The organism is Streptococcus sp. 27098_8_51 (genome assembly GCF_041432205.1).
Lineage (GTDB): Bacteria > Bacillota > Bacilli > Lactobacillales > Streptococcaceae > Streptococcus.
Genome location: NZ_JAPVZE010000001.1, coordinates 80,099 through 106,655 on the forward strand (window position 1 = coordinate 80,099; position 26,557 = coordinate 106,655).

25 protein-coding genes are annotated in these 26,557 nt (G+C 42.1%); 18 read left to right on the forward strand and 7 right to left on the reverse strand.

The window, feature by feature from the left end; genetic code table 11:
- Positions 1 to 35: 35 nt before the first annotated feature.
- Complete coding sequence (locus O3622_RS00330) at positions 36 to 461, reverse strand: DUF6556 family protein (RefSeq protein WP_049479078.1); 426 nt, start codon at positions 459 to 461, stop codon at positions 36 to 38.
- 137 nt (positions 462 to 598) lie between these two features.
- On the opposite strand from O3622_RS00330, the gene O3622_RS00335 reads away from it, so the two are divergent.
- The 9 genes from O3622_RS00335 to O3622_RS00375 all read left to right on the forward strand — a co-directional run bounded on the left by O3622_RS00335 (position 599) and on the right by O3622_RS00375 (position 9,573).
- Positions 599 to 1,741 (forward strand): cysteine desulfurase family protein, encoded by a 1,143-nt coding sequence (locus O3622_RS00335; protein ID WP_049518978.1) that lies wholly within the window; start codon positions 599 to 601, stop codon positions 1,739 to 1,741.
- A gap of 8 nt (positions 1,742 to 1,749) precedes the next feature.
- A complete protein-coding gene (gene thiI / locus O3622_RS00340) occupies positions 1,750 to 2,964 on the forward strand; it encodes a tRNA uracil 4-sulfurtransferase ThiI (protein WP_371606871.1) in 1,215 nt (404 codons plus the stop codon).
- Between the two features lie 135 nt (positions 2,965 to 3,099).
- Complete coding sequence (locus O3622_RS00345) at positions 3,100 to 3,924, forward strand: alpha/beta hydrolase (protein ID WP_049477631.1); 825 nt, start codon at positions 3,100 to 3,102, stop codon at positions 3,922 to 3,924.
- A gap of 20 nt (positions 3,925 to 3,944) precedes the next feature.
- Positions 3,945 to 4,685, forward strand: a complete 741-nt coding sequence (locus O3622_RS00350; RefSeq protein ID WP_371606872.1) for an esterase family protein — start codon at positions 3,945 to 3,947, stop codon at positions 4,683 to 4,685.
- 12 nt (positions 4,686 to 4,697) lie between these two features.
- A complete protein-coding gene (locus tag O3622_RS00355; protein ID WP_049485345.1) occupies positions 4,698 to 5,864 on the forward strand; it encodes an acetyl-CoA carboxylase biotin carboxylase subunit family protein in 1,167 nt (388 codons plus the stop codon).
- 157 nt (positions 5,865 to 6,021) lie between these two features.
- The gene (gene gla, locus O3622_RS00360; protein ID WP_049520752.1) at positions 6,022 to 6,891 is read left to right on the forward strand and encodes an aquaglyceroporin Gla; all 870 of its coding nucleotides are present in this window, start codon (positions 6,022 to 6,024) and stop codon (positions 6,889 to 6,891) included.
- Positions 6,892 to 7,001: 110 nt separating this feature from the next.
- Positions 7,002 to 7,727, forward strand: coding sequence for a CppA N-terminal domain-containing protein (locus O3622_RS00365; protein ID WP_049520753.1), 726 nt, complete (start codon positions 7,002 to 7,004; stop codon positions 7,725 to 7,727).
- Positions 7,724 to 8,659 carry a serine hydrolase domain-containing protein gene (locus tag O3622_RS00370; RefSeq protein ID WP_049520754.1) on the forward strand — a complete coding sequence of 312 codons (936 nt, stop codon included), beginning with the start codon at positions 7,724 to 7,726 and terminating at the stop codon, positions 8,657 to 8,659. The genes O3622_RS00365 and O3622_RS00370 overlap by 4 nt, the downstream gene beginning before the upstream one ends.
- 8 nt (positions 8,660 to 8,667) lie before the next feature.
- Entirely contained in the window at positions 8,668 to 9,573 is a 906-nt protein-coding gene (locus O3622_RS00375) for a DMT family transporter (RefSeq protein ID WP_049520755.1), read from the forward strand.
- A gap of 44 nt (positions 9,574 to 9,617) precedes the next feature.
- Here O3622_RS00375 and O3622_RS00380 read toward each other — a convergent pair whose 3' ends face one another.
- Both O3622_RS00380 and rsmG read right to left on the reverse strand, forming a co-directional pair.
- Positions 9,618 to 10,901, reverse strand: a complete 1,284-nt coding sequence (locus O3622_RS00380) for a uracil-xanthine permease family protein (RefSeq protein ID WP_000808282.1) — start codon at positions 10,899 to 10,901, stop codon at positions 9,618 to 9,620.
- Positions 10,902 to 11,221: 320 nt separating this feature from the next.
- On the reverse strand, positions 11,222 to 11,935 hold the full coding sequence (gene rsmG / locus O3622_RS00385; protein ID WP_000801954.1) for a 16S rRNA (guanine(527)-N(7))-methyltransferase RsmG: 714 nt from the start codon (positions 11,933 to 11,935) through the stop codon (positions 11,222 to 11,224).
- A 93-nt stretch (positions 11,936 to 12,028) separates the two neighbouring features.
- Between rsmG and O3622_RS00390 the strand changes: the two genes are divergently transcribed.
- The gene (locus tag O3622_RS00390) at positions 12,029 to 12,589 is read left to right on the forward strand and encodes a LemA family protein (protein WP_000219838.1); all 561 of its coding nucleotides are present in this window, start codon (positions 12,029 to 12,031) and stop codon (positions 12,587 to 12,589) included.
- Between the two features lies 1 nt (position 12,590).
- Complete coding sequence (gene htpX, locus O3622_RS00395; protein ID WP_371606873.1) at positions 12,591 to 13,490, forward strand: zinc metalloprotease HtpX; 900 nt, start codon at positions 12,591 to 12,593, stop codon at positions 13,488 to 13,490.
- A gap of 44 nt (positions 13,491 to 13,534) precedes the next feature.
- On the opposite strand, the gene O3622_RS00400 is transcribed toward htpX, so the two are convergent.
- Both O3622_RS00400 and O3622_RS00405 read right to left on the reverse strand, forming a co-directional pair.
- Positions 13,535 to 15,094 (reverse strand): ATP-binding cassette domain-containing protein, encoded by a 1,560-nt coding sequence (locus O3622_RS00400; RefSeq protein ID WP_371606874.1) that lies wholly within the window; start codon positions 15,092 to 15,094, stop codon positions 13,535 to 13,537.
- A 331-nt stretch (positions 15,095 to 15,425) separates the two neighbouring features.
- On the reverse strand, positions 15,426 to 15,755 hold the full coding sequence (locus tag O3622_RS00405) for a hypothetical protein (protein WP_049520758.1): 330 nt from the start codon (positions 15,753 to 15,755) through the stop codon (positions 15,426 to 15,428).
- Between the two features lie 167 nt (positions 15,756 to 15,922).
- Here O3622_RS00405 and O3622_RS00410 point away from each other — a divergent pair, with 167 nt between their 5' ends.
- The 7 genes from O3622_RS00410 to O3622_RS00440 all read left to right on the forward strand — a co-directional run bounded on the left by O3622_RS00410 (position 15,923) and on the right by O3622_RS00440 (position 25,071).
- Positions 15,923 to 16,465, forward strand: a complete 543-nt coding sequence (locus O3622_RS00410; RefSeq protein WP_000773190.1) for a DUF177 domain-containing protein — start codon at positions 15,923 to 15,925, stop codon at positions 16,463 to 16,465.
- Entirely contained in the window at positions 16,466 to 17,095 is a 630-nt protein-coding gene (gene nth, locus O3622_RS00415) for an endonuclease III (RefSeq protein ID WP_042767713.1), read from the forward strand.
- Between the two features lie 210 nt (positions 17,096 to 17,305).
- Positions 17,306 to 17,827, forward strand: coding sequence for a bifunctional pyr operon transcriptional regulator/uracil phosphoribosyltransferase PyrR (pyrR, locus tag O3622_RS00420; protein WP_000850018.1), 522 nt, complete (start codon positions 17,306 to 17,308; stop codon positions 17,825 to 17,827).
- An 18-nt stretch (positions 17,828 to 17,845) separates the two neighbouring features.
- On the forward strand, positions 17,846 to 18,769 hold the full coding sequence (locus O3622_RS00425) for an aspartate carbamoyltransferase catalytic subunit (RefSeq protein WP_001293854.1): 924 nt from the start codon (positions 17,846 to 17,848) through the stop codon (positions 18,767 to 18,769).
- Positions 18,770 to 18,818: 49 nt separating this feature from the next.
- Complete coding sequence (locus O3622_RS00430; RefSeq protein WP_000166847.1) at positions 18,819 to 19,898, forward strand: carbamoyl phosphate synthase small subunit; 1,080 nt, start codon at positions 18,819 to 18,821, stop codon at positions 19,896 to 19,898.
- 445 nt (positions 19,899 to 20,343) lie between these two features.
- Complete coding sequence (gene carB, locus O3622_RS00435; RefSeq protein WP_125388773.1) at positions 20,344 to 23,520, forward strand: carbamoyl-phosphate synthase large subunit; 3,177 nt, start codon at positions 20,344 to 20,346, stop codon at positions 23,518 to 23,520.
- A gap of 216 nt (positions 23,521 to 23,736) precedes the next feature.
- A complete protein-coding gene (locus O3622_RS00440) occupies positions 23,737 to 25,071 on the forward strand; it encodes an Nramp family divalent metal transporter (protein WP_000100515.1) in 1,335 nt (444 codons plus the stop codon).
- A gap of 115 nt (positions 25,072 to 25,186) precedes the next feature.
- On the opposite strand, the gene O3622_RS00445 is transcribed toward O3622_RS00440, so the two are convergent.
- A complete protein-coding gene (locus O3622_RS00445; RefSeq protein WP_000710762.1) occupies positions 25,187 to 25,429 on the reverse strand; it encodes a type B 50S ribosomal protein L31 in 243 nt (80 codons plus the stop codon).
- A gap of 163 nt (positions 25,430 to 25,592) precedes the next feature.
- A complete protein-coding gene (locus O3622_RS00450) occupies positions 25,593 to 26,456 on the reverse strand; it encodes a lantibiotic ABC transporter permease (RefSeq protein WP_084882813.1) in 864 nt (287 codons plus the stop codon).
- Positions 26,457 to 26,557: the final 101 nt, after the last annotated feature.

Here is a 26,557-nt window from a genome sequence, read left to right on the forward strand (position 1 = left end):
TTCTTTCCAAATTTGGAAAGAAGTTATTTTTTTGATTACTGGTTCGTTTTAGTTTCAGAACTCGTCGTATTTGACTGTGTTCCATTATCGCTTGTTTCTTTATTTGTAGCTGGTGTAGAAGAGTCCTGAGTTGTTGTTTTCTGCTCTTCTTTTTTCTCCTCTTTTTTATTGGATTGAGAAGTTTCTTCTTGTAGGGTATTTTCTTTAGTAGAAGTGTTGTCCCTGTTAGGAGTAGTATTTTCCTGAGGGGATTCTTTTTGAATTTCCTTGACAACAGTTGTTTGAGTTGTCGTCGGTTCTTTTTTGTTGTTCTTGTTATTATCCATCGCGTTCATGATGGTAATAGTAGCGGTGATGAGACCAAGGATACTACCGATGGTAGCAATCGTTTTTTGAAAGACAGTAAATCCCTTTTTGATGTGTTCTGTTTTTGGTTTTGAAGTTCTACGATAGTTAGACATGATACTCTCCTTTAATTATGATTTATTATACCTCATTTCTTTAAAAAAATCTTAAAAAAAGAGAAACCTCCCTTTCTTGTCGCAGGTCTCTTTTCGTGATACAATAGAAGGAGTGATTTTAGAAAGCGTGAGAAAACATGATCTACTTTGATAATTCGGCGACAACCAAGCCTTATCCTGAAGCACTTGAAACCTACATGCAGGTTGCTTCAAAAATTGTAGGAAATCCGTCTAGTCTCCATCGTCTGGGAGATCAGGCAACACGAATTTTAGATGCTTCCCGGCAGCAAATTGCAGATTTAATTGGCAAGAAGAGTGATGAAATCTTCTTTACCTCTGGTGGAACAGAAGGAGATAACTGGGTTATCAAGGGTGTGGCCTTTGAAAAAGCCCAGTTTGGTATGCACATCATCGTATCAGCTATTGAACATCCAGCAGTCAAGGAATCAGCCCTTTGGCTGAATAGTCAAGGTTTTGAAATAGATTTTGCTCCAGTTGATGAGAAAGGATTTGTGGATGTTGAAGCATTAGCAGATTTGCTACGACCTGATACGACCCTTGTCTCCATCATGGCAGTTAACAACGAAATTGGCTCTATCCAGCCTATTGAGGCTATTTCGAAACTGTTAGCAGATAAGCCGACTATTTCCTTCCATGTTGATGCGGTTCAGGCACTTGCTAAGATTCCAACTGAAAAGTATCTAACTGATCGAGTGGATTTTGCGACCTTTTCAAGTCATAAGTTTCATGGTGTCAGAGGTGTTGGATTTGTCTATATCAAGTCTGGTAAGAGGATCATGCCTCTTTTAACAGGTGGTGGTCAGGAGCGAGACTATCGTTCGACAACTGAAAATGTTGCTGGAATTGCAGCGACAGCCAAAGCTCTCCGTTTATCTATGGAAAAGTTAGATATCTTTGCTAGTAAGACAGGGCAGATGAAGGCAGTCATTCGTCAAGCTCTTCTGGATTATCCAGATATTTTTGTCTTTTCAGATGAGGAAGACTTTGCCCCTCATATCCTGACTTTTGGGATTAAGGGTGTTCGTGGTGAAGTCATCGTTCACGCCTTTGAAGACTATGATATTTTCATTTCCACAACCTCTGCTTGTTCGTCCAAGGCAGGAAAACCTGCGGGGACCTTGATTGCCATGGGAGTGGACAAAGATAAGGCCCAGTCAGCTGTGCGTCTAAGCCTAGACCTGGAAAATGATATGAGTCAAGTCGAGCAGTTTTTGACCAAGCTAAAATTAATTTACAATCAAACTAGAAAAGTAAGATAGGAGCATTTATGCAGTATTCAGAAATTATGATTCGTTACGGAGAATTGTCAACCAAGCACAAAAATCGTATGCGTTTCATTAATAAACTTCGTAATAATATTTCAGACGTTTTGTCTATCTATCCTCAAGTTAAGGTAACCGCAGATCGCGACCGTGCCCACGCTTACCTCAATGGAGCTGATTACACAGCAGTAGCAGAATCACTCAAACAAGTCTTTGGAATTCAAAATTTTTCTCCTGTGTATAAGATTGAAAAGTCAGTGGACGTTCTGAAGTCTGCTGTCCAAGAGATTATGAAGGAAATCTACAAGGAAGGCATGACCTTTAAAATCACTAGCAAGCGTAGCGATCACAACTTTGAATTGGATAGTCGTGAACTGAATCAAACTCTTGGTGGAGCTGTTTTCGAGGCTATTCCAAACGTGCAAGCTCAGATGAAAAATCCAGATATTAATCTTCAGGTTGAGATTCGTGAGGAGGCTGCCTATCTTTCCTATGAAACCTTTCGTGGAGCAGGAGGATTACCTGTGGGAAGTTCTGGTAAAGGTATGCTCATGTTGTCAGGAGGGATTGACTCACCTGTAGCTGGTTATTTAGCTCTTAAACGTGGTGTAGATATTGAGGCGGTCCACTTTGCCAGTCCGCCATACACTAGTCCTGGTGCCCTCAAGAAAGCCCACGATTTGACTCGAAAATTGACCAAGTTTGGTGGAAATATCCAGTTTATCGAAGTACCTTTCACAGAGATTCAAGAGGAAATCAAGGCTAAGGCGCCAGAAGCCTACCTCATGACCTTGACACGTCGTTTTATGATGCGCATTACCGACCGTATCCGTGAGGTACGAAATGGTTTAGTTATCATCAATGGGGAAAGTCTTGGTCAAGTAGCCAGCCAGACCTTGGAAAGCATGCAGACTATCAACGCTGTGACTAGCACTCCAATCATTCGTCCCGTGGTTACGATGGACAAGTTGGAAATCATTGACATCGCGCAGGAAATCGATACCTTTGAAATTTCAATCCAGCCTTTTGAAGACTGCTGTACTATTTTTGCACCTGACCGTCCTAAGACTAATCCTAAGATAGAGAATGCAGAGCAGTATGAGAAACGCATGGATGTTGAAGGCTTGGTTGAGCGAGCAGTGGCGGGGATTATGATTACTGAGATTACACCTCAAGCTAAAAAAGATGCTGTCGATGAGTTAATTGACAATCTCCTCTAATCAGAAAATCCAGAAGAATTCAGAAAAATAAATGAAAAAGTTAGTTATTTATCCTTAAAATGGACATTTACTGACTTTTTTTCTATTTTTATGGTATAATAAGATAAAATTTTGAATATAGAGAGTTTTCTGACAATGAATCATTCCTACTTTTATTTAAAAATGAAAGAACACAAACTTAAGGTTCCTTATACAGGAAAAGAGCGTCGTGTGCGTGTGCTCCTGCCAAAGGACTACGAGAAAGACACAGACCGTTTTTACCCTGTTGTTTACTTTCATGATGGGCAAAATGTCTTTTACAGCAAGGAGTCTTATATCGGACACTCTTGGAAGATTATTCCAGCCATTAAACGAAATCCAGACATCAGCCGCATGATTGTCGTTGCTATAGATAATGACGGCATGGGGCGGATGCATGAGTATGCGGCTTGGAAGTTTCAAGAATCTCCTATCCCAGGCCAGCAGTTTGGCGGTAAGGGTGTGGAGTATGCCGAGTTTGTCATGGAGGTGGTCAAGCCTTTTATCGATGAAACCTACCGAACCAAAGCTGATCGCCAGCACACGGCTATGATTGGTTCGTCACTAGGAGGCAATATTACCCAGTTTATCGGACTAGAGTACCAAGACCGAATTGGTTGTCTAGGTATCTTCTCATCTGCCAACTGGCTTCACCAAGAAGCCTTTAACCGCTATATCGAGCGTAAGAAATTGTCGCCTGAACAGCGCATTTTCATCTATGTAGGAACAGAAGAAGCAGACGATACGGACAAGACCTTGATGGCTGGCAATATCAAGCAAGCCTATATCGATTCGTCGCTTCGCTATTACCGTGATTTGATTGCAGGTGGAGTACACTTGGATAATCTGGTCTTGAAAGTTCAGTCTGGTGCTATCCATAGTGAAATACCTTGGTCGGAAAATTTACCAGACTGTCTCCGATTTTTTGCAGAGAAATGGTAAGTTAAGAAAGGAGAAAGCCAATGCATATTGAAAACCTTAGCCACTGGAGTGGTAATCTTAATCGTGAAATGTACCTCAACCGCTATGGGCATGCTGGGATTCCAGTTGTTGTTTTTGCTTCATCTGGTGGCAGTCACAACGAATACTATGATTTTGGCATGATTGACGCCTGTGCTTCCTTTATCGAGGAAGGGCGCGTCCAGTTCTTTACTCTATCCAGTGTTGACAGTGAGAGCTGGCTGGCTAGTTGGAAAAATGGTCATGACCAGGCGGAGATGCACCGCGCCTACGAACGCTATGTGATTGAGGAGGCCATTCCTTTTATTAAGCACAAGACAGGTTGGTTTGATGGCATGATGACAACGGGTTGCTCGATGGGAGCCTATCATGCACTCAATTTCTTTCTCCAGCATCCAGATGTCTTTACCAAGGTGATTGCCCTCAGTGGTGTTTACGACGCACGTTTCTTCGTTGGCGATTACTACAATGATGATGCTATTTACCAAAACTCACCTGTAGATTATATCTGGAATCAAAACGACGGCTGGTTTATCGATCGTTACCGTCAGGCAGAAATCGTCGTTTGCACGGGCCTTGGTGCTTGGGAACAAGACGGTCTACCATCCTTCTACAAGCTCAAAGAAGCCTTTGACCAGAAACAAATTCCAGCCTGGTTTGCTGAATGGGGACACGATGTCGCCCATGACTGGGAATGGTGGCGCAAACAAATGCCCTATTTTCTTGGACAGCTGTATCTATAAAAGGAGTTGCCTATGAATTACCTTGTTATTTCTCCCTACTATCCGCAAAACTTTCAACAGTTTACCATCGAGCTAGCCAATAAAGGCATTACAGTCTTGGGGATTGGTCAAGAACCTTACGAACAACTAGATGAACCTTTGCGCAATAGCCTGACCGAGTATTTCCGTGTGGACAATCTTGAGAACATAGACGAAGTCAAACGTGCTGTTGCCTTTCTGTTCTACAAACATGGCCCAATCGACCGCATCGAATCTCACAATGAATACTGGCTTGAGCTGGACGCAACACTCAGAGAGCAATTCAATATTTTTGGTGCCAAACCAGAGGACCTCAAAAAGACCAAGTTTAAGTCTGAAATGAAGAAACTTTTCAAAAAAGCAGGCGTTCCTGTGGTACCTGGAGCTGTTATCCAGACGGAAGCAGATGTGGATAAAGCAGTGAAAGAAATCGGTCTACCAATGATTGCCAAACCTGATAATGGAGTGGGAGCGGCCGCAACCTTTAAGCTTGAGACAGAAGACGATGTAAATCACTTTAAGGCTGAATGGGACCATTCAACCGTGTATTTCTTTGAGAAATTTGTCACTTCTAGTGAAATCTGTACCTTTGACGGGCTTGTGGACAAGGATGGCAATATCGTCTTTTCAACGACTTTCGATTATGCCCATACACCACTTGATCTCATGATTTATAAGATGGACAATTCCTACTATGTGCTTAAGGATATGGATCCCAAACTGCGTAAGTATGGCGAGGCCATTGTCAAGGAATTTGGTATGAAAGAGCGCTTTTTCCATATCGAGTTTTTCCGTGACGGGGACGACTACATTGCCATTGAGTACAATAACCGTCCTGCAGGTGGCTTTACCATTGATGTTTATAACTTCGCTCACTCCTTGGATCTCTACCAAGGTTATGCGGCGATTGTTACAGGTGAAGAGTTCCCAGTATCAGAGTTTGAACCACAGTATTGTTTGGCTACTTCTCGCCGTGCCAATGCCAACTATGTCTATTCAGAAGAAGACTTGCTTGCTAAGTACAGCCAGCAATTCAAGGTCAAAAAAATCATGCCAGCAGCCTTTGCAGAGCTACAAGGGGACTACCTTTATATGTTGACCACTCCGAGTCGCCAAGAGATGGAGCAGATGATTGCAGATTTTGGTCAACGTCAAGAATAACGATTAGGACAAAAGGAGTTTGACTTCTTTTGTCCTTTTCTTAAAGATAAGTTAAATAAAGCGTTTTCCATAGATTCTTTTAGAAAAGATATTGCTAAAAGGCCTAAAAATTGATAGAATAAGGATTGTCTAAAAAAATTTAAGGAGAATCTATCAAATGGATTTTACATGGGCTATTAAATATGCCACAGAATTCTTGGGAACTGCTATTTTGATCATTCTTGGTAATGGTGCAGTTGCTAACGTTGAACTTAAAGGTACGAAAGGTCACCAAAGTGGCTGGCTCGTTATCGCGGTTGGTTATGGTATGGGGGTTATGATCCCAGCCTTGATGTTTGGTAATGTATCTGGTAACCACATCAACCCAGCTTTCACTCTTGGACTTGCTGTTAGTGGACTTTTCTCTTGGGAGCAAGTACCATATTACATCCTAGCACAAGTTTTGGGAGCAATCTTCGGTCAAGCTTTGGTTGTAGCGACTCACCGTCCTTACTACTTGAAGACAGAAAATCCAAACAATATCTTAGGTACCTTCTCAACGATTTCAAGCATCGACCACGGTACAAAAGAATCACGTTTTGCAGCTACTGTTAACGGCTTCCTCAATGAGTTTGTAGGTTCATTTGTTCTTTTCTTTGCAGCACTTGGTTTGACTAAAAACTTCTTTGGTGCTGAGGTTCTTCAATACATGAAACAAATGGCTACTCAAGCTGGACAAACTGTTGATTTAAGTGAATTGGCAGTGAAAGCTCAAGTAGCTCCACATACAGCTGCTGGGATCTCAGTTGCGCACTTGGCACTTGGTTTCCTAGTAATGGCCTTGGTAACTTCACTCGGTGGACCTACTGGACCTGCTTTGAACCCAGCTCGTGACTTCGGACCACGTCTTCTTCACGAACTCCTTCCAAAATCAGTTCTTGGTCAACACAAGGGTGATTCAAAATGGTGGTATGCATGGGTTCCAGTTGTAGCTCCAATTGCAGCGGCTATTGCGGCAGTAGCACTATTTAAACTACTTTACCTATAAGAAATGAAACTGGGGAATCCCAGTTTTTTTCTTGTAAAATTTCTAAATAAAATAGATATGGCTTGTAAAATATTCGAAAATCCTTTAAAATAAAAGAGTTGGAGGAATATATGAAGGTGAATGAGATTGTTCGGATCGTTCCGACTTTGAAAGTTAATAATCGAAAATTAAATGAAAAATTTTACATTGAAACCCTGGGGATGAAACCTTTGCTGGAAGAGTCTGCCTTTATTTCTCTAGGTGATCAGACAGCTACGGAGAGATTGATTTTAGAAGAGTCTCCAAGCATGCGAACACGCAAAGTTGAAGGACTTAAGAAGCTAGCTAGACTCTTGATAAAGGTTGAGAATCCTTCTGAAATTGAAGCTCTTCTTTCTCAGATGAAGTCTCTTCCTCGTCTATTTAAAGGAAACCGTGGGTATGCTTTTGAGATTGTTTCTCCTGAAGAGGATGTGATCCTTGTTCATGCAGAAGATGATATAAGAGATTTGGTTCCACTGGAAACTGTTCCTGAATTTTATTCAAATACAAGTATAAAATACGTGAGCCAATTTGAGGTTTCTATGGAGTTGCGTTTGCCTGAAGGGACAGAGAGTTTACTTGATCCCGAAGGAGTAGCGCCAGTAATTACCTTTACTAAAGGACAAGGACCAGATTTGGCTGTTGAAAACAATGTCACTTGGGACCTGACGATGTTAAAATTTTTAGTCAAGAATTTTGATCTAACCAGTCTTCGTCAGAAATTTGAAAAGACAGGCTACTTTGTCCCTAAGTCTGAAAAATTCTTCCTTGGTAAAGATGCCAATAACATTGAATTGTGGTTTGAAGAAGCATGAAGTGGGAAAAAATTCTAAGAAAAATAGAAAATCAAATCGAGGCAGGGATTTATCCCGGGGCCTCTTTTGCGTATTATAAGGATGGTGAATGGAAAGAGTCTTATCTAGGATTGAGTGATCCAGAACGGGGCTTGAAAACAGAGAGCGATTTGGTTTATGATCTGGCTAGTGTGAGTAAAGTCGTGGGAGTAGGGACGGTTCTCATCTTCTTGTGGCAGCAGGGGAAATTCGATATTGAGCGACCGGTAACGGATTTTTTACCGGAGTGTGATTATCTTGAGATCACTATACGGCAACTTTTGACCCATGCTACGGATTTAGACCCCTTTATTCCCAATCGAGACCAGTTAAGTGCAGAGGAATTGAGAGAAGCTATGTTTCACCTCAATAGACGAAGTCAGCCTGCTTTCTTATACTCGGACGTTCACTTTTTACTCTTGGGCTTTCTTTTGGAAAAAATCTTTAACCAAGATTTGGATCAGATTATAAAAAAACAAGTTTTGGAAGCATGGAGGATGAAGGAGACCAAGTTCGGCCCAGTTGAGCAAGCTGTACCAACAGTGAGAGGAGTAGAGGCCGGAATTATTCACGATCCTAAAGCCCGTCTATTAGGGAAACACGCTGGAAGTGCTGGTTTGTTTTCAACTGTTAAGGATTTGCAGATCTTTTTGGAACATTACTTGAAAGATGATTTTGCTGAAAACTTAAGTCGAAATTACTCTCCCTTAGAGGATAAAGAGCGTTCGCTAGCTTGGAATCTGGAAGGAGACTGGCTGGACCATACGGGCTATACAGGTACCTTCATCATGTGGAATCGAGAGAAACAGGAAGCCGCCATCTTTTTATCCAATCGAACGTATGAGAAGGATGAGCGTGCCCAGTGGATAGTCGATCGAAACCAAGTCATGGAAATGATTCGCCAAGAAGAGTAGGGGGAAGAATGTCAAAGACCGTAAAAGGAACTCTATTTACAGTAGTTGCAGGGATTGCTTGGGGCTTGTCTGGAACCAGTGGCCAATACCTGATGGCACACGGGATTTCTGCTTTAGTCTTGACCAATTTGCGACTTATCATTGCAGGCTTGGCACTAGTAATCTTATCCCATGCGACTTCAAAGGATAAACTCTATGCTTTTTTAAAAGACAGAAAAAGTCTGCTATCTCTGTTGCTATTTGCAGTGTTCGGACTTTTCTTAAACCAGTTTGCCTATCTTTCTGCCATTCAGGAGACCAATGCTGGAACGGCGACAGTTCTCCAGTATGTATGCCCCGTTGGGATCTTGATTTATACTTGTATCAAGGACAAGGTAGCTCCGACTCTAGCTGAGATTATTTCGATTGGATTGGCTATAGGAGGAACTTTTCTGATTGCGACGCACGGGAAAGTTGACCAGTTATCTGTCACACCCCTAGGTCTGTTCTGGGGCCTCTTTTCAGCCTTGACCTATGCCCTCTATATTATTCTTCCCATCGCTTTGATTAAGAAGTGGGGCAGTATTTTGGTGATTGGTGTTGGGATGGTTATTTCTGGTGTAGTGGCTATTCCCTTCACAGGAGTTTTGCAAGCCAGCATACCAACCAGCTTAGATTTTCTCTTTGCATTTGCTGGGATTATCATCATCGGAACGGTCTTTGCCTATACAGCTTTCCTAAAGGGAGCTAGTCTGATAGGCCCTGTTAAGTCTAGTTTATTAGCTTCCATAGAACCAATTTCTGCCGTTTTCTTTGCCTTTCTGATTATGAAGGAACAGTTTTATGCGATTGATTTTGTCGGTATGGCTATGATTTTACTAGCCGTGACCATTATTTCATTGAAAGATTTACTGTTGGAAATAAAGAGTAAGTAATTAAAAAATCCACTCAATCGAGTGGATTTTTTGTGTATAGATGATTAGTCTTTATTTTCGTGTGGCAAAATCAAGTTCAAGATGATTCCTGTCATGGCTGATAGAGCAGTACCTGAAAGGGTTACTGGACCGAGTTTAAGGATTGCTCCACCAAGTCCAAGTACCAACATGGCACTAGCAATGATGAGGTTACGCATTTGACTGAAGTCAACGCGCTCTTTAATCAAAACTTTCAGACCGTTGCTGGCGATAACTCCGTAGAGAAGGATGGACATGCCACCAAGCACAGCATTTGGAATGGTTGAAATCAAGGCAGTGAACTTACCTAGGAAGCTAAGAGCAATGGCGATAAAGGCTGCGTTACGGATAACTGAGACAGAAGCGATACGAGTCATCCCGATAACCCCTGTATTTTCACCGTAAGTCGTATTAGCTGGTCCACCTAGGAAGGCTGATACAGATGTCGCGATACCGTCACCGAGAAGCGTACGGTGAAGTCCTGGTTCTTTTAGGAATTGACGGCCACAGATTTGGCTCAAGACTGTGTGGTCTCCGATGTGTTCTGAAATGGTTACAATAGCGATTGGCAAGATGGCGATTGTTTCAGGACCGAAGTACAAGTTGTACTCTTTAAAGGCACCACCAGTGCTAAATGGCAAGTAGAAACCAGGAATTTCAAACCAGTTTGCTTGAAGGACTGGGGTAAAGTCAACCAAACCAAGCATCATAGCGAAGATATACCCACCGATGATGGCAAAGAGGAAAGGAATGATACGAAGGAAACCTTTTCCTTTTGTATTGATAAAGGCGGCAATCAAGAACGTCACGACAGCTACAAGAGCGTTTTTCCAGTTTCCGTCTGCTACAAGTCCAGCATTCGTTACAGCAGAACCAGCAAGACCAAGACCGATAACGATAATCATAGGTCCGATAATGATTGGTGGCAAGAGTTTATCAATCCATTTCGTACCTGCAAAACGAACACTTGCTGCTACAAGGACATAGACCAAACCAGTCAAGATAACCCCCGTTTGAGCAGCAGAGACATCGCCTCCCATTTCTTTCATGGCTAGAGACATAGCCGTGATAAAGGCGAATGAAGAACCTAGATAAACTGGAACCTTAAAGCCAGTAGAAATCATGTAGATAAGTGTTCCAATACCGGATGCAAAGAGAGCAACCGATACGGGCATTCCCAAAATTAAGGGAACGAGAATGGTTGCGCCAAACATGGCAAATACGTGCTGGAAGCTTAGAAGAATACCTTTACCAGCAGAAGGACGTTGATCAACGTCTAGTAACAAGTCAACAGTTGATTCCTGTTTCATAAAAACCTCACTTTTGGGCACCAAAAAAGAGCCCATTATTTTGCAGCAATAGGCCCTCAGAGTAAGACTTTTTAAAAAATAGCTATCTTTTAAAAATTTATATAAATCTGCGCCTTCGTCACCTCACAGGATGACATTAAAAACCTTTGCTTGTGATAGTATAGCAGAAAAAAATGATTTTGTAAATCATTTTTTCCCGAGCCCAGAAATACGAGAGCGGGGTCCGTTTTGTAAACGAATTTTTCCCGAGCCTAGAAATGTGAGAGCGAAGTTGATTTTGTAAATGGTTTTCTGAATTTTAAACAAGGGGGCACCATTGTTTAAAGTGGGCGTTTGTTGGGCATGCCAGCCTTTCTTGGGTACTTGTTAGGTGTTTCCTTTTTCTTTTCGACCACAGTGATGTAGCGCGGATCTCCATTTGGTAGGGCGTAGCTGAGATTGTCTTCGACCTTGCTGAAGAGGAGGTTGAGGGCATTCTGGGCTTCTAGCAATTCCTCGGGGGCATTGCTGGCCTTGAGTGCCAATAGTTTTCCGCCGACTTTAAGATAGGGAATGGTCAGTTCAGACAAAACCTGCATACGGGCAACCGCACGAGCCGTCACCACATCAAACTGGGCACGGAAGTTCTTGTCTTGAGCAAAGTCTTCTGCCCGTCCATGGTAGAAGTGAACACCATCCAAATCCAGCTCTTGAGCCAAAAGTTGAAGGAAGTTGATGCGCTTATTGAGCGAATCAATGATGGTCACATCTAACTGTGGATAGAGGATTTTCATGGGCAGACTAGGAAATCCTGCCCCCGCTCCGATATCAAGAAGTTTGATAGTTTCATTTGAAATCAAGCCTTGCAGAATAGGTGCAATCGAATCATAAAAATGTTTGAGATAAACTTCTTCTTTGTCTGTAATAGCGGTCAGGTTAATCTTTTCATTCCACTCGACCAAGAGCTCAAAATAGCGTTCAAATTGGTTCTTTTGCTGGTCCGAAAGTGGAAGATTTTGCTCAGCTAGTAGGCTGTAAAATGTTTCTGGTTTCATAGTAGTTTCCTTCTCTAGTATCATCTTATTTTACCATATTCATTAAAAATTTGATATACTGGTAGTAATCTAAAAGCAGAAAGGAATAAGATTATGACTTGGATTATTCTTGGAGTTTTGGCTCTGATTGTTATTTTTGTGATTGTTAGCTATAACGGTTTGGTTAAAAATCGTATGCAGACCAAGGAGGCTTGGAGCCAGATAGATGTTCAGTTGAAGCGTCGTAATGATCTCCTCCCAAACTTGATTGAAACAGTCAAAGGCTATGCGAAATATGAAGGTTCTACTTTGGAAAAAGTAACAGAACTTCGTAGACAAGTAGCCGCAGCAACTTCACCAGCTGAAGCTATGAAGGCCAGTGATGCCCTTACCCGCCAGATTTCTGGTATCTTTGCAGTAGCAGAGAATTACCCAGACTTGAAAGCTAGTGCTAACTTTATCAAATTGCAAGAAGAGTTGACCAATACAGAAAATAAAATTTCTTACTCACGCCAACTCTACAACAGTGTTGTCAGCAACTACAATGTAAAACTTGAAAGCTTCCCAAGTAACATCATCGCAGGACTATTTGGCTTTAAAGCTGCAGACTTCCTTCAAACACCTGAAGAGGAAAAGGCAGTTCCTAAAGTTGACTTTAGCGGTTTAGGTGACTAAGATGTTGTTTGATCAAATTGCGTGCAATAAACGAAAAACCTGGATTTTGTTGCTGGTTTTCTTCCTACTCTTGGCCTTGGTTGGTTATGCGGTTGGCTATCTCTTTATGCGTTCAGGTCTTGGTGGCATGATTATTGCCTTGATTATCGGCCTTATCTACGCTCTGACCATGATCTTTCAATCGACAGAGATTGTCATGTCTATGAATGGGGCGCGTGAGGTTGATGAGCAAACAGCTCCAGACCTCTACCATGTAGTAGAAGATATGGCCATGGTCGCTCAGATTCCCATGCCGCGTGTTTTCATCATTGAGGATTCATCTTTAAATGCCTTTGCAACAGGTTCGAATCCGCAGAATGCAGCTGTCGCAGCCACTTCGGGCCTTCTGGCTATCATGAATCGCGAGGAACTGGAAGCTGTTATGGGGCATGAGGTCAGTCATATCCGAAACTACGATATCCGCATTTCGACCATTGCTGTTGCCCTTGCCAGTGCTATTACCCTTCTGTCTAGTATGGCAGGACGGATGATGTGGTGGGGTGGCGCTGGTCGCAGGCGGAGTGATAATGATCGTGATGGAAATGGTTTGGAGATTATCATGCTTGTTATCTCTCTCTTAGCCATTGTTCTAGCACCTCTCGCAGCAACCTTGGTGCAACTAGCCATTTCCCGTCAGAGGGAATTTTTGGCGGATGCATCTAGTGTGGAGCTGACTCGCAATCCTCAAGGGATGATCAATGCCTTGCGTAAGTTGGAGGATAGCGAGCCGATGCATCACCATGTTGACGATGCCAGCAGCGCTCTTTATATCAATGATCCGAAGAAAGGTGGCGGACTTCAAAAACTCTTTTATACCCACCCGCCTATCTCAGAACGAATCGAACGCTTGAAACAAATGTAAAAAAAATCCAGAGATCGTCTCTGGATTTTTGCTATGTTCAACATTTATAAATCTTGTAAATCAACAACTTCCAAACCACGATCTGTCAAACGATAGATACTCGTACAGACCTCTTTTAAGAAGCGTCTGTCATGCGAAACAGTGATCAGACCGCCGGGATAGGAGGCAAAGAGTTTTCTGATTTCGGGTTGAGAAGTGGGAGAAAAGTTTCGTGTGGGCTCATCCAGAAGGAGATAGTTTGGTTTGCGCAACACTAAATCTAAAAGTAGGAGTTTACCTTGTTGCCCACCAGATAGGGAGCGAATTTGGTGGTGCATCTCTGGATAGCTGAAATTGAGACTGGCTAGGTGAGATTGGATTTTCTGTAGTTCTTCTTTTTCCCCAGTTTTGCTGAGATAGGCTACTGGAGATAAATTCAATTGCAGTTTTTTATGGTAATCTTGTGGCATATAACCAAGTGAAATTTCTCTTTTGGCGCTTAGTAGTTGCTGCAACTTGGCTAACAGAGTTGATTTCCCAACACCATTTGGCCCGATGATACCGATTTTATCTTGGCCACGGACAGTGAGTTGTATCCCCTGAACTAAAATGCGCTCGCCAATGGATAAATTTTCTTTTTCCAGTTGGATTAAGACTTTAGAAGCCGGTAATGGTTGGATGTCTGAAAAGAAAAGTTGGATTTGTTCCTCTTCAAGTGGTTTTTGGGTCATGGACTGAGCTTCCTTTTCAAAGCGTTTTTCTTGAGAGAGAACAGTTTTCATCTTTTTAGCCAATAGGCGACCGGCAGTACTGTCTTTGGTAGCTCGAAGTACAGTTTCTACATTTTGCTTGACGCGACGATGCTTTTCCATGGTTTTGTCATAGGCTCTCTGGTCGTTAGCAGCTTGCTGACTTTGCCTTGCAAAACTAGCCTTTCTCTGCTCACTATAGCGATCATAGTCTAAATGCTCGACTAGCGTTTCCGCTTCTTTCCGATGCTTGACCAGCCGCAAGTGGACAATAGTATCTGCCGTATGAGAAAGAAAGTCTTCATCATGGGAAATGAAAATAACAGTTTGCCTAATCTTTCGAATCTGACCTTTTAGCCAATCAACCGTCTCAAGGTCTAGGTCATTTGAAGGTTCATCTAAAAATAGAATCTCAAAAGGTTTTGCCAACTCATGGATGAGTTGAATTTTCAAAGCTTCGCCCCCTGATAGACTGCCAATTTCTTGGTCGCTAGCAAAACGGTCGCTATCAAAGTGCAATTCCTCCGCCAAACGATAAAGAATACTGTAGTCTAAATCAGCAGAATCCAAAAAGAAGTAGTCGTGTAGAGTCCTATTTTTCAGGATTTCAGGGAGTTTTTGAGGAATGTAGGCCAGTGATTGAAGATCAGACTGGATGTCGCCCTTGATAGTAAAATCAGGTAATGCTTCCCCCATTAAAGCTCGTAGTAAAGTCGATTTACCATTTCCTTCTTCACCAATAATAGCAACCTTTTCCCCGTCTTGGATAGTCATGCTTAGGTCAGATACAAGATCTCGTAGATCTTTGTTTTGCGTGATAGTTAGATGATTGATTTTTATCATATTCTTGCCCTTTCTAGAATGTCCATAGTGCATAACAAAAAGCTCTACTTTATCTAGTAGAGCCCAAAGTCACTGTCAAAACCCTATTATCCTCGTTGAAAAACTCGTCAAACTAGCTTGAATCTACCTAACCCAACCCAAGAGGAGCATAGCTTTCTAGTTTTTTGATTTTCAATGAGGAGAAGATACTAGAAAATCTAGTATGAAAAGAGCACACAAAAAGAGACAAAAACAAGATCTACTAAATAAAGATTCTTTATTTGATAGACTTAGTTGTTCATGTCTCCCTTACCTCCGAGTATTAGTACCTCTATCCTATACCTTTCAGGAAATTTTGTCAATAGAAAACAAGTAATTTCAATCTCTAAAATCCTAAAACAGGTCCATAGAGAGTCAGTACGTGTTTGACATGTTCGTAGTGGAACTTGTCATAGTTGCGCCAAGCAGTACGAGCTTGATCGTTTAGTTTTAGGCTCCCTAGTCCAATAAGAAGACTGGTACGTTGGTAAAATTTCTCAAGGTCGATTAAGATACTGTTGTCCAGTTTTTCTGCTGTTTTTAGTTCCTTAAGAGTGGTGTTCAGCAGCTCTTGCAGTCGAAGATCATCAGCTGTTCCTTGTTTACAGCTTTGGTAGCTTTTATTTAACTCGGAAAGGAGTTGGTAAGCTTCAGTGATGAGTGCTTTGTCCTCCATATGAGCATCCTCCTTGCTCTGATGTATTCTTGCCTATAGTATAGCACTAATAGGAAAGTTTGTCATAGTAAATATGTTAAAAAGGAGATTTTAATATCAAAGTTTGGAAAGCTGACTTATAGCCCTTTCATGGTATAATCAAGTGAGTACATCTTTATGGAGGAAATATGAAGTTAAATATTCAAGAAATTCGTAAGCAACCTGAAGGCCTGCATTTTGAACAAGCTTTAGACCTGGCAGCAGACTTGCGTAAACGGAACCAAGAGATTTTAGATGTCAAAGATATCCTTGCAGTGGGGAAGGTACAGTACGAAGACCGTCTGTATTTCTTAGATTATCAGTTGTCATATACCATTGTCCTTGCTTCCAGCCGCAGTATGGAGCCAGTTGAGTTGGCTGAGTCTTATCCAGTCACAGAGGTCTTCATGGAAGGAGCGACCAACCAACTGGACCAGGAAGTTCTAGATGATGATTTGGTCTTGCCTATCGAAAATGGAGAAATCGACCTTGCTGAGAGCGTAGCAGATAATATCTTGCTCAATATCCCAATCAAGGTCTTGACGGCAGAAGAAGAGGCGGGCCAAGGTTTTGTGTCAGGAAATGACTGGCAAATTATGACTGAAGACGAATATCAAGCCCAACAAGCAGTCAAGAAAGAAGAAAACAGTCCATTTGCTGGCTTGCAAGGACTATTTGATGGAGATGAGTAGATGGTTTTATCCAAGAAACGTGCCCGTCATGTCATAGAGGAAATTATTGCCCTCTTTCCAGATGCTAAGCCTAGTCTTGATTTTACCAACCATTTTGAACTCTTGGTTGCGGTGATGTTGTCAGCTCAGACGACAGATGCAGCGGTAAATAAGGCCACACCAGGTCTCTTCGCTGCCTTTCCGACACCACAAGCCATGTCTGTCGCGACTGAAAGTGAAATTGCTTCACACATTTCTCGTCTGGGACTGTATCGAAATAAGGCTAAATTCCTTAAAAAATGTGCCCAACAGTTACTAGAGGATTTTGATGGTCAAGTGCCTCAGACTCGAGAGGAATTAGAAAGTCTAGCTGGTGTTGGTCGTAAAACAGCCAATGTTGTCATGAGTGTGGGCTTTGGAATCCCAGCCTTCGCAGTCGATACTCATGTGGAGCGTATCTGTAAGCATCACGATATCGTTAAAAAATCAGCTACGCCACTTGAAGTAGAAAAACGTGTTATGGACGTTCTGCCACCAGAAGAATGGTTAGCTGCCCACCAGGCCATGATTTACTTTGGACGAGCTATCTGCCATCCCAAAAATCCAGAATGTGACCACTATCCCCAATTATATGATTTTAGTAATGTTTAAGGGGACTCTGAAAAAGTTTTTGCTTGATTTTAAGGGTGCTTTGTGCTATAGTAAATGGTAACTAAATAGTCCTTTAAACCTGTCCCGTGAGGCAGGCAAGGAGCGCGATAAAGTAGAAGGGTGAAGTCTATACTGTTTATAGTAGGGCTCGCTTGGCTATACATTTCAAGTCTCCTTGTAGAAGGAGACTTTTCTTTTTGGAGGTTTGTCATGAAGACAAAAGAAGTTGTAGACGAATTGACTGTCAAACGAGCGATTACGCGAATTACTTATGAGATTATCGAGCGCAATAAGGATTTGAATAAAATTATCCTAGCTGGGATAAAAACGCGTGGTGTTTTCATCGCTCATCGTATCAAAGAACGCTTGGAGCAGTTGGAAAATATCACTGTTCCTGTTGTGGAACTGGACACCAAGCCTTTCCGTGATGATGTTAAAAGCGGAGAAGATACTTCTTTGATTTCTGTTGATGTGACAGACCGTGAAGTTATCTTGGTGGATGATGTACTCTATACAGGCCGTACCATCCGCGCCGCTATTGATAACATTGTCGGCCATGGTCGTCCTGCGCGCGTGAGTCTTGCGGTGCTAGTTGACCGTGGACATAGAGAATTGCCTATCCGTCCAGATTACGTTGGGAAAAATATCCCAACTAGCCGTTCTGAAGAAATCATCGTAGAGATGACAGAACTTGATGGCCAAGACAGAGTTCTGATTACTGAAGAAGCTTAGAAAGCTGAAGGAGTAGCCATGTCAGAAAATCAACAAGCACTGAACCATGTGGTTTCCATGGAAGACCTCACTGTCGATCAAGTGATGAAATTGATCAAACGAGGAATCGAGTTTAAAAACGGAGCCCAACTTCCCTACGAGAACAAACCTATCGTATCGAATCTCTTCTTTGAAGATTCTACACGGACACATAAGTCCTTTGAAGTGGCAGAGATTAAGCTGGGGCTGGAACGACTTGACTTTGATGTGAAGACTAGTTCGGTCAATAAGGGTGAGACATTGTATGATACCATCTTGACCCTATCTGCTCTAGGAGTGGATGTCTGTGTGATTCGCCACCCAGAGGTCGACTATTACAGAGAGTTGATTGCGAGTCCGTCGATTACAACTTCTATTATCAATGGTGGTGATGGCTCGGGACAACATCCTAGCCAGAGCTTGCTTGATTTGATGACTATTTATGAGGAATTTGGGCACTTTGAGGGTCTTAAGGTTGCTATTGCAGGCGACTTGGACCACTCACGCGTTGCCAAATCAAATATGCAGATTTTGAAACGCTTGGGAGCTGAACTGTTCTTTGCAGGACCTGAGGAATGGAGAAGTCAAGAGTTTGCGGACTATGGACAGTTTGTAACTATTGATGAGATTGTTGATCAGGTGGATGTTTTGATGTTACTCCGAGTTCAACATGAACGCCACGAAAGTGGAGCGGTCTTTTCAAAAGAAGACTACCATGCTCAACACGGTTTGAACCAAGAACGCTATAATCGCTTAAAAGAAACAGCAATCATTATGCATCCGGCCCCAGTGAATCGAGATGTGGAAATTGCTGACCACTTGGTTGAAGCGCCAAAATCACGCATTGTCCAACAAATGACCAATGGTGTCTTTGTTCGGATGGCAATCTTAGAATCCGTATTGGCGAGTAGAAATGCCAACTAAAACACAAGACGTTAAAAGACGCCAGAGAGCGTCCACGAGAGGTGAAAATATGACAAAAAGACTTCTAGTATTAGAAGATGGCACAGTTTTTGAAGGCAAGGCCTTCGGAGCAGACATTGATGTAACAGGCGAAATCGTCTTTAACACAGGGATGACTGGTTACCAAGAATCCATTACAGATCAGTCTTATAATGGACAAATCTTGACCTTCACTTATCCTTTGGTGGGAAATTATGGAATTAACCGTGATGATTACGAATCCATCATTCCAACTTGTAAGGGAGTCGTTGTTTTTGAAGAGGCACGTAGAGCTAGCAACTGGCGGAATCAAATGACCTTAGATGAATTTTTGAAAGCTAAGAAAATTCCAGGTATTTCAGGGATTGATACGCGTGCCCTTACCAAGATTATCCGTAAGCACGGTACTATGCGTGCAACCTTGACCCACGTTGGGGACAGCATGGACCATGTGACGGATCAGCTCCAAGCAACAGTCTTGCCGACAGACAATATCAAGCAGGTTTCTACTAAAACTTCCTACCCAGCTCCTGGAGTTGGTTTGAGTGTGGTCTTAGTAGACTTTGGGCTCAAGCACTCAATCCTACGTGAACTTTCTAAGCGCAACTGTAACGTTACGGTTGTTCCTTATTCAACAACAGCAGAAGAAATTCTCCACCTCAATCCTGATGGAGTTATGTTGTCAAATGGCCCAGGTAACCCAGAAGACGTTCCAGAAGCACTGGACATGATTCGTGGTGTGCAAGGAAAAATTCCAATCTTCGGAATTTGTATGGGACACCAACTCTTTGCCATGGCAAACGGGGCTAAGACATATAAGATGAAGTTTGGTCACCGTGGATTTAACCACGCGGTACGTGAGATTGCAACAGGACGCGTAGACTTTACCAGCCAAAACCATGGTTATGCAGTCAGCCGTGAGGACTTGCCAGAGCATTTGATCATTACCCACGAAGAAATCAATGACAAGTCAGTTGAAGGAGTTCGCCACAGATACCAACCAGGTTTTTCTGTACAATTCCACCCAGATGCAGCTCCTGGTCCACACGACGCAAGTTACCTATTTGATGAATTTATCGAGATGATGGAAGCTTTTAAACAAGCAAACTAAGAACGAGTAAAAGCTCGTCGGAGAATTTATTTAACTGAACACGGACGGAAAGCTCGGAATTTAGAGAAACCAACTTGGATTGTCAATACTTCCTTGGTTTCCTAAAATTCAATCGCTTTCTATTCGTCCTTTGTATCTTATTTAATGTCGCTCTGTGAGGCGACGATAGAAAGTCAGGTCGTTTTTTAGTCGCTATCGGGCGAACTAAAAACTCCCTGCACTAGATTTTTTATCGAAAAATATCGTTTCTCTAAAAAATCGTCGGAGAATTTATTTAATGGCAACCTGAGAGTTGCCGAATAGAAAGGAGAAGGGTGGTCCGTATTTGCTGAACTGAATACGGGCTACGGACGGTGCTAAAAAGATAGTTATTCCTAGAACTGACAGTTCTTCGTCATAACTCCTATTTTAGCTTTGTCCGCTTGACGCCCTTAATATCTTATAAATGCCTAAACGTACTGATATTCAAAAAATTATGGTGATTGGTTCTGGTCCGATTATTATTGGTCAGGCTGCTGAGTTTGACTACGCTGGGACCCAGGCTTGCTTGTCGTTGAAAGAGGAAGGTTATGAGGTTGTTTTGGTTAACTCAAACCCTGCAACCATCATGACGGATAAGGAGATTGCGGATAAGGTCTACATCGAACCGATTACACTCGAGTTTGTGACACGTATTCTCCGTAAGGAACGTCCAGATGCCTTGCTTCCAACTCTTGGTGGTCAAACAGGGCTTAATATGGCCATGGAATTGTCTAAAAACGGTATTCTTGATGAGCTTGGTGTCGAACTTCTGGGGACTAAATTGTCTGCCATCGACCAAGCGGAGGACCGTGACCTCTTTAAACAATTGATGGAAGAGCTTGAGCAGCCGATTCCTGAATCTGAAATTGTCAACACAGTGGAAGAAGCTGTTTCCTTTGCGACATCAATCGGCTACCCAGTTATCGTTCGTCCAGCTTTCACACTTGGTGGTACTGGTGGTGGTATGTGTGCCAATGAGGAAGAACTACGTGAAATTGCTGAAAATGGGTTGAAACTGTCACCTGTTACCCAGTGTTTGATTGAGCGTTCCATTGCTGGTTTCAAGGAAATCGAGTACGAAGTCATGCGCGATTCAGCTGACAATGCCCTCGTTGTTTGTAACATGGAAAACTTTGACCCAGTGGGGATTCACACAGGGGATTCTATCGTATTTGCTCCTGCGCAAACCATGTCAGACTATGAAAACCAAATGCTACGCGATGCGAGCTTAAGCATCATTCGTGCCCTCAAAATTGAAGGTGGATGTAACGTTCAGCTGGCCCTTGATCCGCATAGCTTCAAGTACTATGTTATCGAAGTAAACCCTCGTGTATCGCGTTCGTCAGCCCTTGCTTCTAAGGCGACGGGTTATCCGATTGCCAAATTGGCTGCCAAGATTGCCGTTGGTTTGACTTTGGATGAGGTCATCAACCCAGTTACAGGTTCAACCTATGCCATGTTTGAGCCAGCCCTTGACTACGTCGTTGCAAAGATCCCACGTTTTCCATTTGACAAGTTTGAAAAAGGTGAGCGTCGTCTTGGTACCCAGATGAAAGCGACTGGGGAAGTCATGGCCATTGGTCGTAACATTGAGGAGTCACTTCTCAAGGCATGTCGCTCTCTTGAAATTGGGGTTCACCACAATGAAATGCCTGAACTAGCAACTGTTTCGGATGATGCTTTGATTGAAAAGGTTGTGAAAGCCCAAGATGACCGTCTCTTCTACGTATCGGAGGCAATTCGCCGTGGTTACACGCCAGAAGAAATCGCTGAGCTTACGAAAATTGATATCTTTTATCTTGATAAACTCTTGCACATCTTTGAAATTGAGCAAGAATTAGGTGCCCATCCACAAGATCTAGAAGTATTGAAAACAGCTAAACTCAATGGATTTTCAGACCGTAAGATTGCGGAGCTTTGGGAAACGACAGCTGACCAAGTTCGCCAACTTCGTTTGGAAAACAAGATTGTCCCAGTTTATAAGATGGTCGATACCTGTGCGGCAGAGTTTGACTCTGAAACACCATACTTCTATTCAACCTATGGTTGGGAAAATGAGTCTATCAAGTCTGATAAGGAATCTGTACTTGTCCTAGGTTCAGGTCCAATCCGTATCGGTCAAGGGGTTGAGTTTGACTACGCAACTGTTCACTCTGTTAAGGCTATTCAGGCTGCTGGTTATGAAGCCATCATCATGAATTCAAACCCAGAGACCGTTTCAACAGACTTCTCGGTATCTGACAAGCTCTACTTTGAACCATTGACATTCGAAGATGTCATGAATGTTATCGATTTGGAGCAACCAAAAGGCGTTATCGTTCAGTTTGGTGGTCAAACAGCTATCAACCTTGCAGAGCCTTTGGCAAAAGCAGGTGTGACCATTCTTGGTACCCAAGTAGCTGACTTGGATCGTGCCGAAGACCGCGACCTCTTCGAGCAAGCCCTTAAAGACTTGGATATTCCACAGCCACCAGGACAAACGGCTACCAATGAAGAAGAAGCCGTGCTTGCAGCTCGCAAGATTGGTTTCCCAGTCCTTGTTCGCCCATCTTATGTCTTGGGGGGACGTGCCATGGAAATCGTTGAAAATGAAGAAGACCTCCGTTCTTACATGCGTACCGCTGTTAAGGCCAGTCCAGACCACCCAGTCCTTGTGGACTCTTACATCGTTGGTCAGGAGTGTGAAGTTGATGCCATCTCAGACGGAGAAAATGTTCTCATCCCTGGTATCATGGAGCATATCGAACGTGCTGGTGTCCACTCAGGTGACTCAATGGCCGTTTACCCACCACAAACCTTGTCGCAAAAGGTTCAGGAAACCATCGCAGACTACACCAAACGCCTAGCAATCGGTCTTAACTGCCTTGGCATGATGAACATCCAGTTTGTTATCAAGAATGAAAAAGTCTACGTTATTGAGGTTAATCCACGTGCCAGCCGTACAGTTCCATTCCTTTCAAAAGTAACCAATATCCCTATGGCTCAGGTAGCGACTAAGCTCATTCTTGGGCAAAGTCTTGAAGAACTTGGCTACCAAGATGGACTTTATCCTGAAAGTACTCGCGTTCATATCAAAGCACCAGTCTTCTCCTTTACGAAACTAGCTAAGGTAGATAGCTTGCTCGGTCCTGAAATGAAGTCAACAGGGGAAGTTATGGGTTCTGATACTACTTTGGAAAAAGCTCTCTACAAGGCTTTTGAAGCTTCTTACCTACACTTGCCAACCTTTGGGAATGTGGTCTTTACCATCGCTGATGATGCCAAAGATGAAGCCTTGGACTTGGCTCGTCGTTTCCAAAATATCGGTTATGGTATCCTTGCGACAGAAGGGACAGCAGCCTTCTTTGCTAGTCATGGACTTCAAGCTCAACCTGTTGGTAAGATTGGTGACGATGAACAAGATATCCCAAGCTTTGTCCGCAAAGGGAAAATTCAAGCGATCATTAATACTGTCGGAACCAAACGAACTGCTGACGAAGATGGTGAGCAAATCCGTCGTTCAGCCATTGAACACGGTGTACCACTCTTTACAGCTCTAGATACAGCTAATGCCATGCTCAAGGTGCTAGAAAGCCGTAGTTTTGTCACAGAAGCAATCTAGTTGAGAAAGAATTTTCACAGTTTTAAAGCCAGCGTCAGAAAACGCTGGCTTTTGCAATACCGATATTGCTTATTTGAACTATCATTCTTTCCTTAAGAATCATTCTAAATTGTGATATAATAAGGAAGAATTGGAAATAGAAAACTATTTTCATGATATTTTCAAAAATCCCATTAAGAAAATAGGTAAAGACAGATTAGAAAGTGTAAAATTCCGATGTCTTCTTACAAAAAAGTCTCTCTTTCTGAGATCAATCAATCTATTGAAACTCCCAATAACAATCATTTTTGGCAAAATCTAAAAGCATTTTTAGGACCTGGAGCCCTTGTAGCAGTTGGTTATATGGATCCTGGAAACTGGATTACCAGTGTGGTTGGTGGTGCTTCCTACAAATATAGTCTCTTATTTGTTATTTTGATTTCATCCATCATTGCTATGCAGTTACAACAGATGGCTGGAAAGCTCGGTATCGTGACTAGGATGGACCTAGCACAGGCAACAGCTCATCATGCTCCCAAATGGCTTCGCTATAGTTTGTGGGTGATTTTAGAATTAGCTTTAATGGCGACCGACTTAGCCGAGGTTCTAGGCTCAGCGATTGCCTTAAATCTTTTATTTAAAATACCAATTATGGTCGCTATCCTCTTAACCGTTTTAGATGTATTTCTTTTGTTGTTGTTGATGAAATTTGGCTTCAAAAAAATTGAAGCCATTGTTACGACCCTTATTTTAACCATATTAGCCATCTTTACCTATCTGGTAGCTTTATCCAATCCAAGTATTCAGGGTATCTTTGGTGGTTATTTACCGACTTCAACTTTATTTGAAACACCGTTACCAGGTCATGAAAGCCAATTAACCTTGGCTCTAGGAATTGTAGGTGCGACAGTCATGCCCCATAATCTCTATCTTCATTCATCATTATCGCAAACAAGAAAAATCAATCACAAAGATAAGAAGGATGTTCGAAAAGCCGTGCGTTTTATGACCTGGGATTCAAATCTTCAGTTGTCCCTAGCCTTTATTGTCAATTCCTTGCTTCTTATTTTAGGGGCATCTCTCTTTTTTGGTCATTCATCTGAAATTTCGGCATTCTCCCAAATGTACAATGCTTTACAGGATTCGACAATAGCAGGAGCGATAGCTAGCTCAACTCTGTCAACTTTGTTTGCTTTAGCCCTTTTAGCAAGTGGTCAAAATTCGACCATTACAGGTACTTTGACAGGACAGATTGTCATGGAAGGATTTTTGCATCTGAAATTGCCTCAGTGGATTATCCGTATCGGTACCCGTATTTTTGCCTTACTACCTGTGATCATTGTTGCCGTTTTGTTTGGACATCAAGAAAAAACCTTGGATCAGTTATTGGTCTATTCACAGGTCTTTCTGTCAATCGCTCTTCCGTTTTCAATCTTCCCCTTAATCTATCTGACCTCTAAGAAGTCACTGATGGGAGAATTCACCAATGCCAAGTGGAACACAATCCTAGGTTACGCAGTTTCAATCATCTTGACCATTCTAAATATCAAGCTTCTTTTCGATATTTTTTAACCTCGTTTGAAATCAATATAGTGTCAGCGTGAAGGTTGACAAATAGAAAGTAGTAGTGATTGGTTCATAAAAAGAAGTACAAAAAAAGAACAGTGGTAACTGTTCTTTTTTATCATTATTTGAGACCGTATTTTTTGTTGAAACGATCCACTCGTCCATCTGCTTGAGTGAACTTTTGACGTCCAGTGTAGAATGGGTGTGAGTCTGATGAAATTTCCACACGGATCAATGGGTAAGTTTCGCCTTCGAACTCAACAGTTTCGTTAGAGCGTTTTGTTGAACCGCTAAGGAATTTGTAACCAGTAGTTGTGTCCATGAAGACAACTGGGCGATATTCTGGATGGATATCTTTTTTCATTTTGCAATATTTCCTTTCTGCCATGGTCTCTTTGCGAGCCATAGATTGTTACCATACTAGTCTATCAGATTCTGATAAGTTTGGCAAGTCTTTTCCCTGATTTTATTAAAAATCTTGATAAAAAATCACTCCAGTGTTTACTGGAGTGAGGGTAGAAGAATGATTAATTCTCTTGATTTGGAGCTTTTTCTTCTTGTTGATTTTTTACTTCTGTTTCTTTTACTGGTTCTGCGTTTTCTTCTGCTGATTTAGCCTCTTTTTCAGTTTCAGTAGGTTCTGTTTCCGTTGATTCTGTTACAGTTTCAGCTTCAGCCTCTGTTTCTGTTGGTTCGGCTACTGGCTCAGCTTCTGTTTTTGTTTCAGATTCAGTAGTTTCTTCTTTTACTGGTTCTGCGTTTTCTGCTACTGATTCAGCCTCCACATTAGCTGGTTCCTTAGCTTCTTCTGTTTGCTCGGTTTCCTCTTTAGCAGTCTCTGTTTTCTCAGCAGTAGTTTCTTCTTTTTTACGTTCTTGAGATTCTTTTTTGATTTCTTCGACTGCAGTTTTAACGGTAGAGCTTGTTACACGTCCGACAGTTTGAGCAAAATCTTTACCAGACTCAGCTAATTCAGTAAATGACTCTTTTGTAATTTTACCACCTGACATTGCCAAGAGACCAGTTACAACAAGTGCAATGCTAGCAAGAATAGCCAAAATCAAACCAAAGCCGATTGAAATGCCGTATCCACCAAAGTTAGACATGTATTTATTTACATTAAAGAGACTATTTAGTGTGACGAGAGTTGCAATTGCACCCGCAACAATGACACCAATTGAGAACCCTTTAGGCATTGCTTTATTCATGTTATTCAAGCACGCAAGAACAATAGACACAATAGCTGCGATAATGACAAACCACCCATCTCCTTGATAACCATTCACACTATAGGACCCAAAAGAACCTGCATTTAAACTAGCCCATGGCAAGAGTGAACCAAGGATGGCTACTCCAGCAGAAATGAGAATATACAAACGATTTTTTTCCATTATTATGTCTCCTTTTATTCAGTTTGATTTATTATACCATAAACTGAGGTACAAAGAAACCGTATATTTTAAGAATCTAGCATATAAAAGGCCAAGAAAAT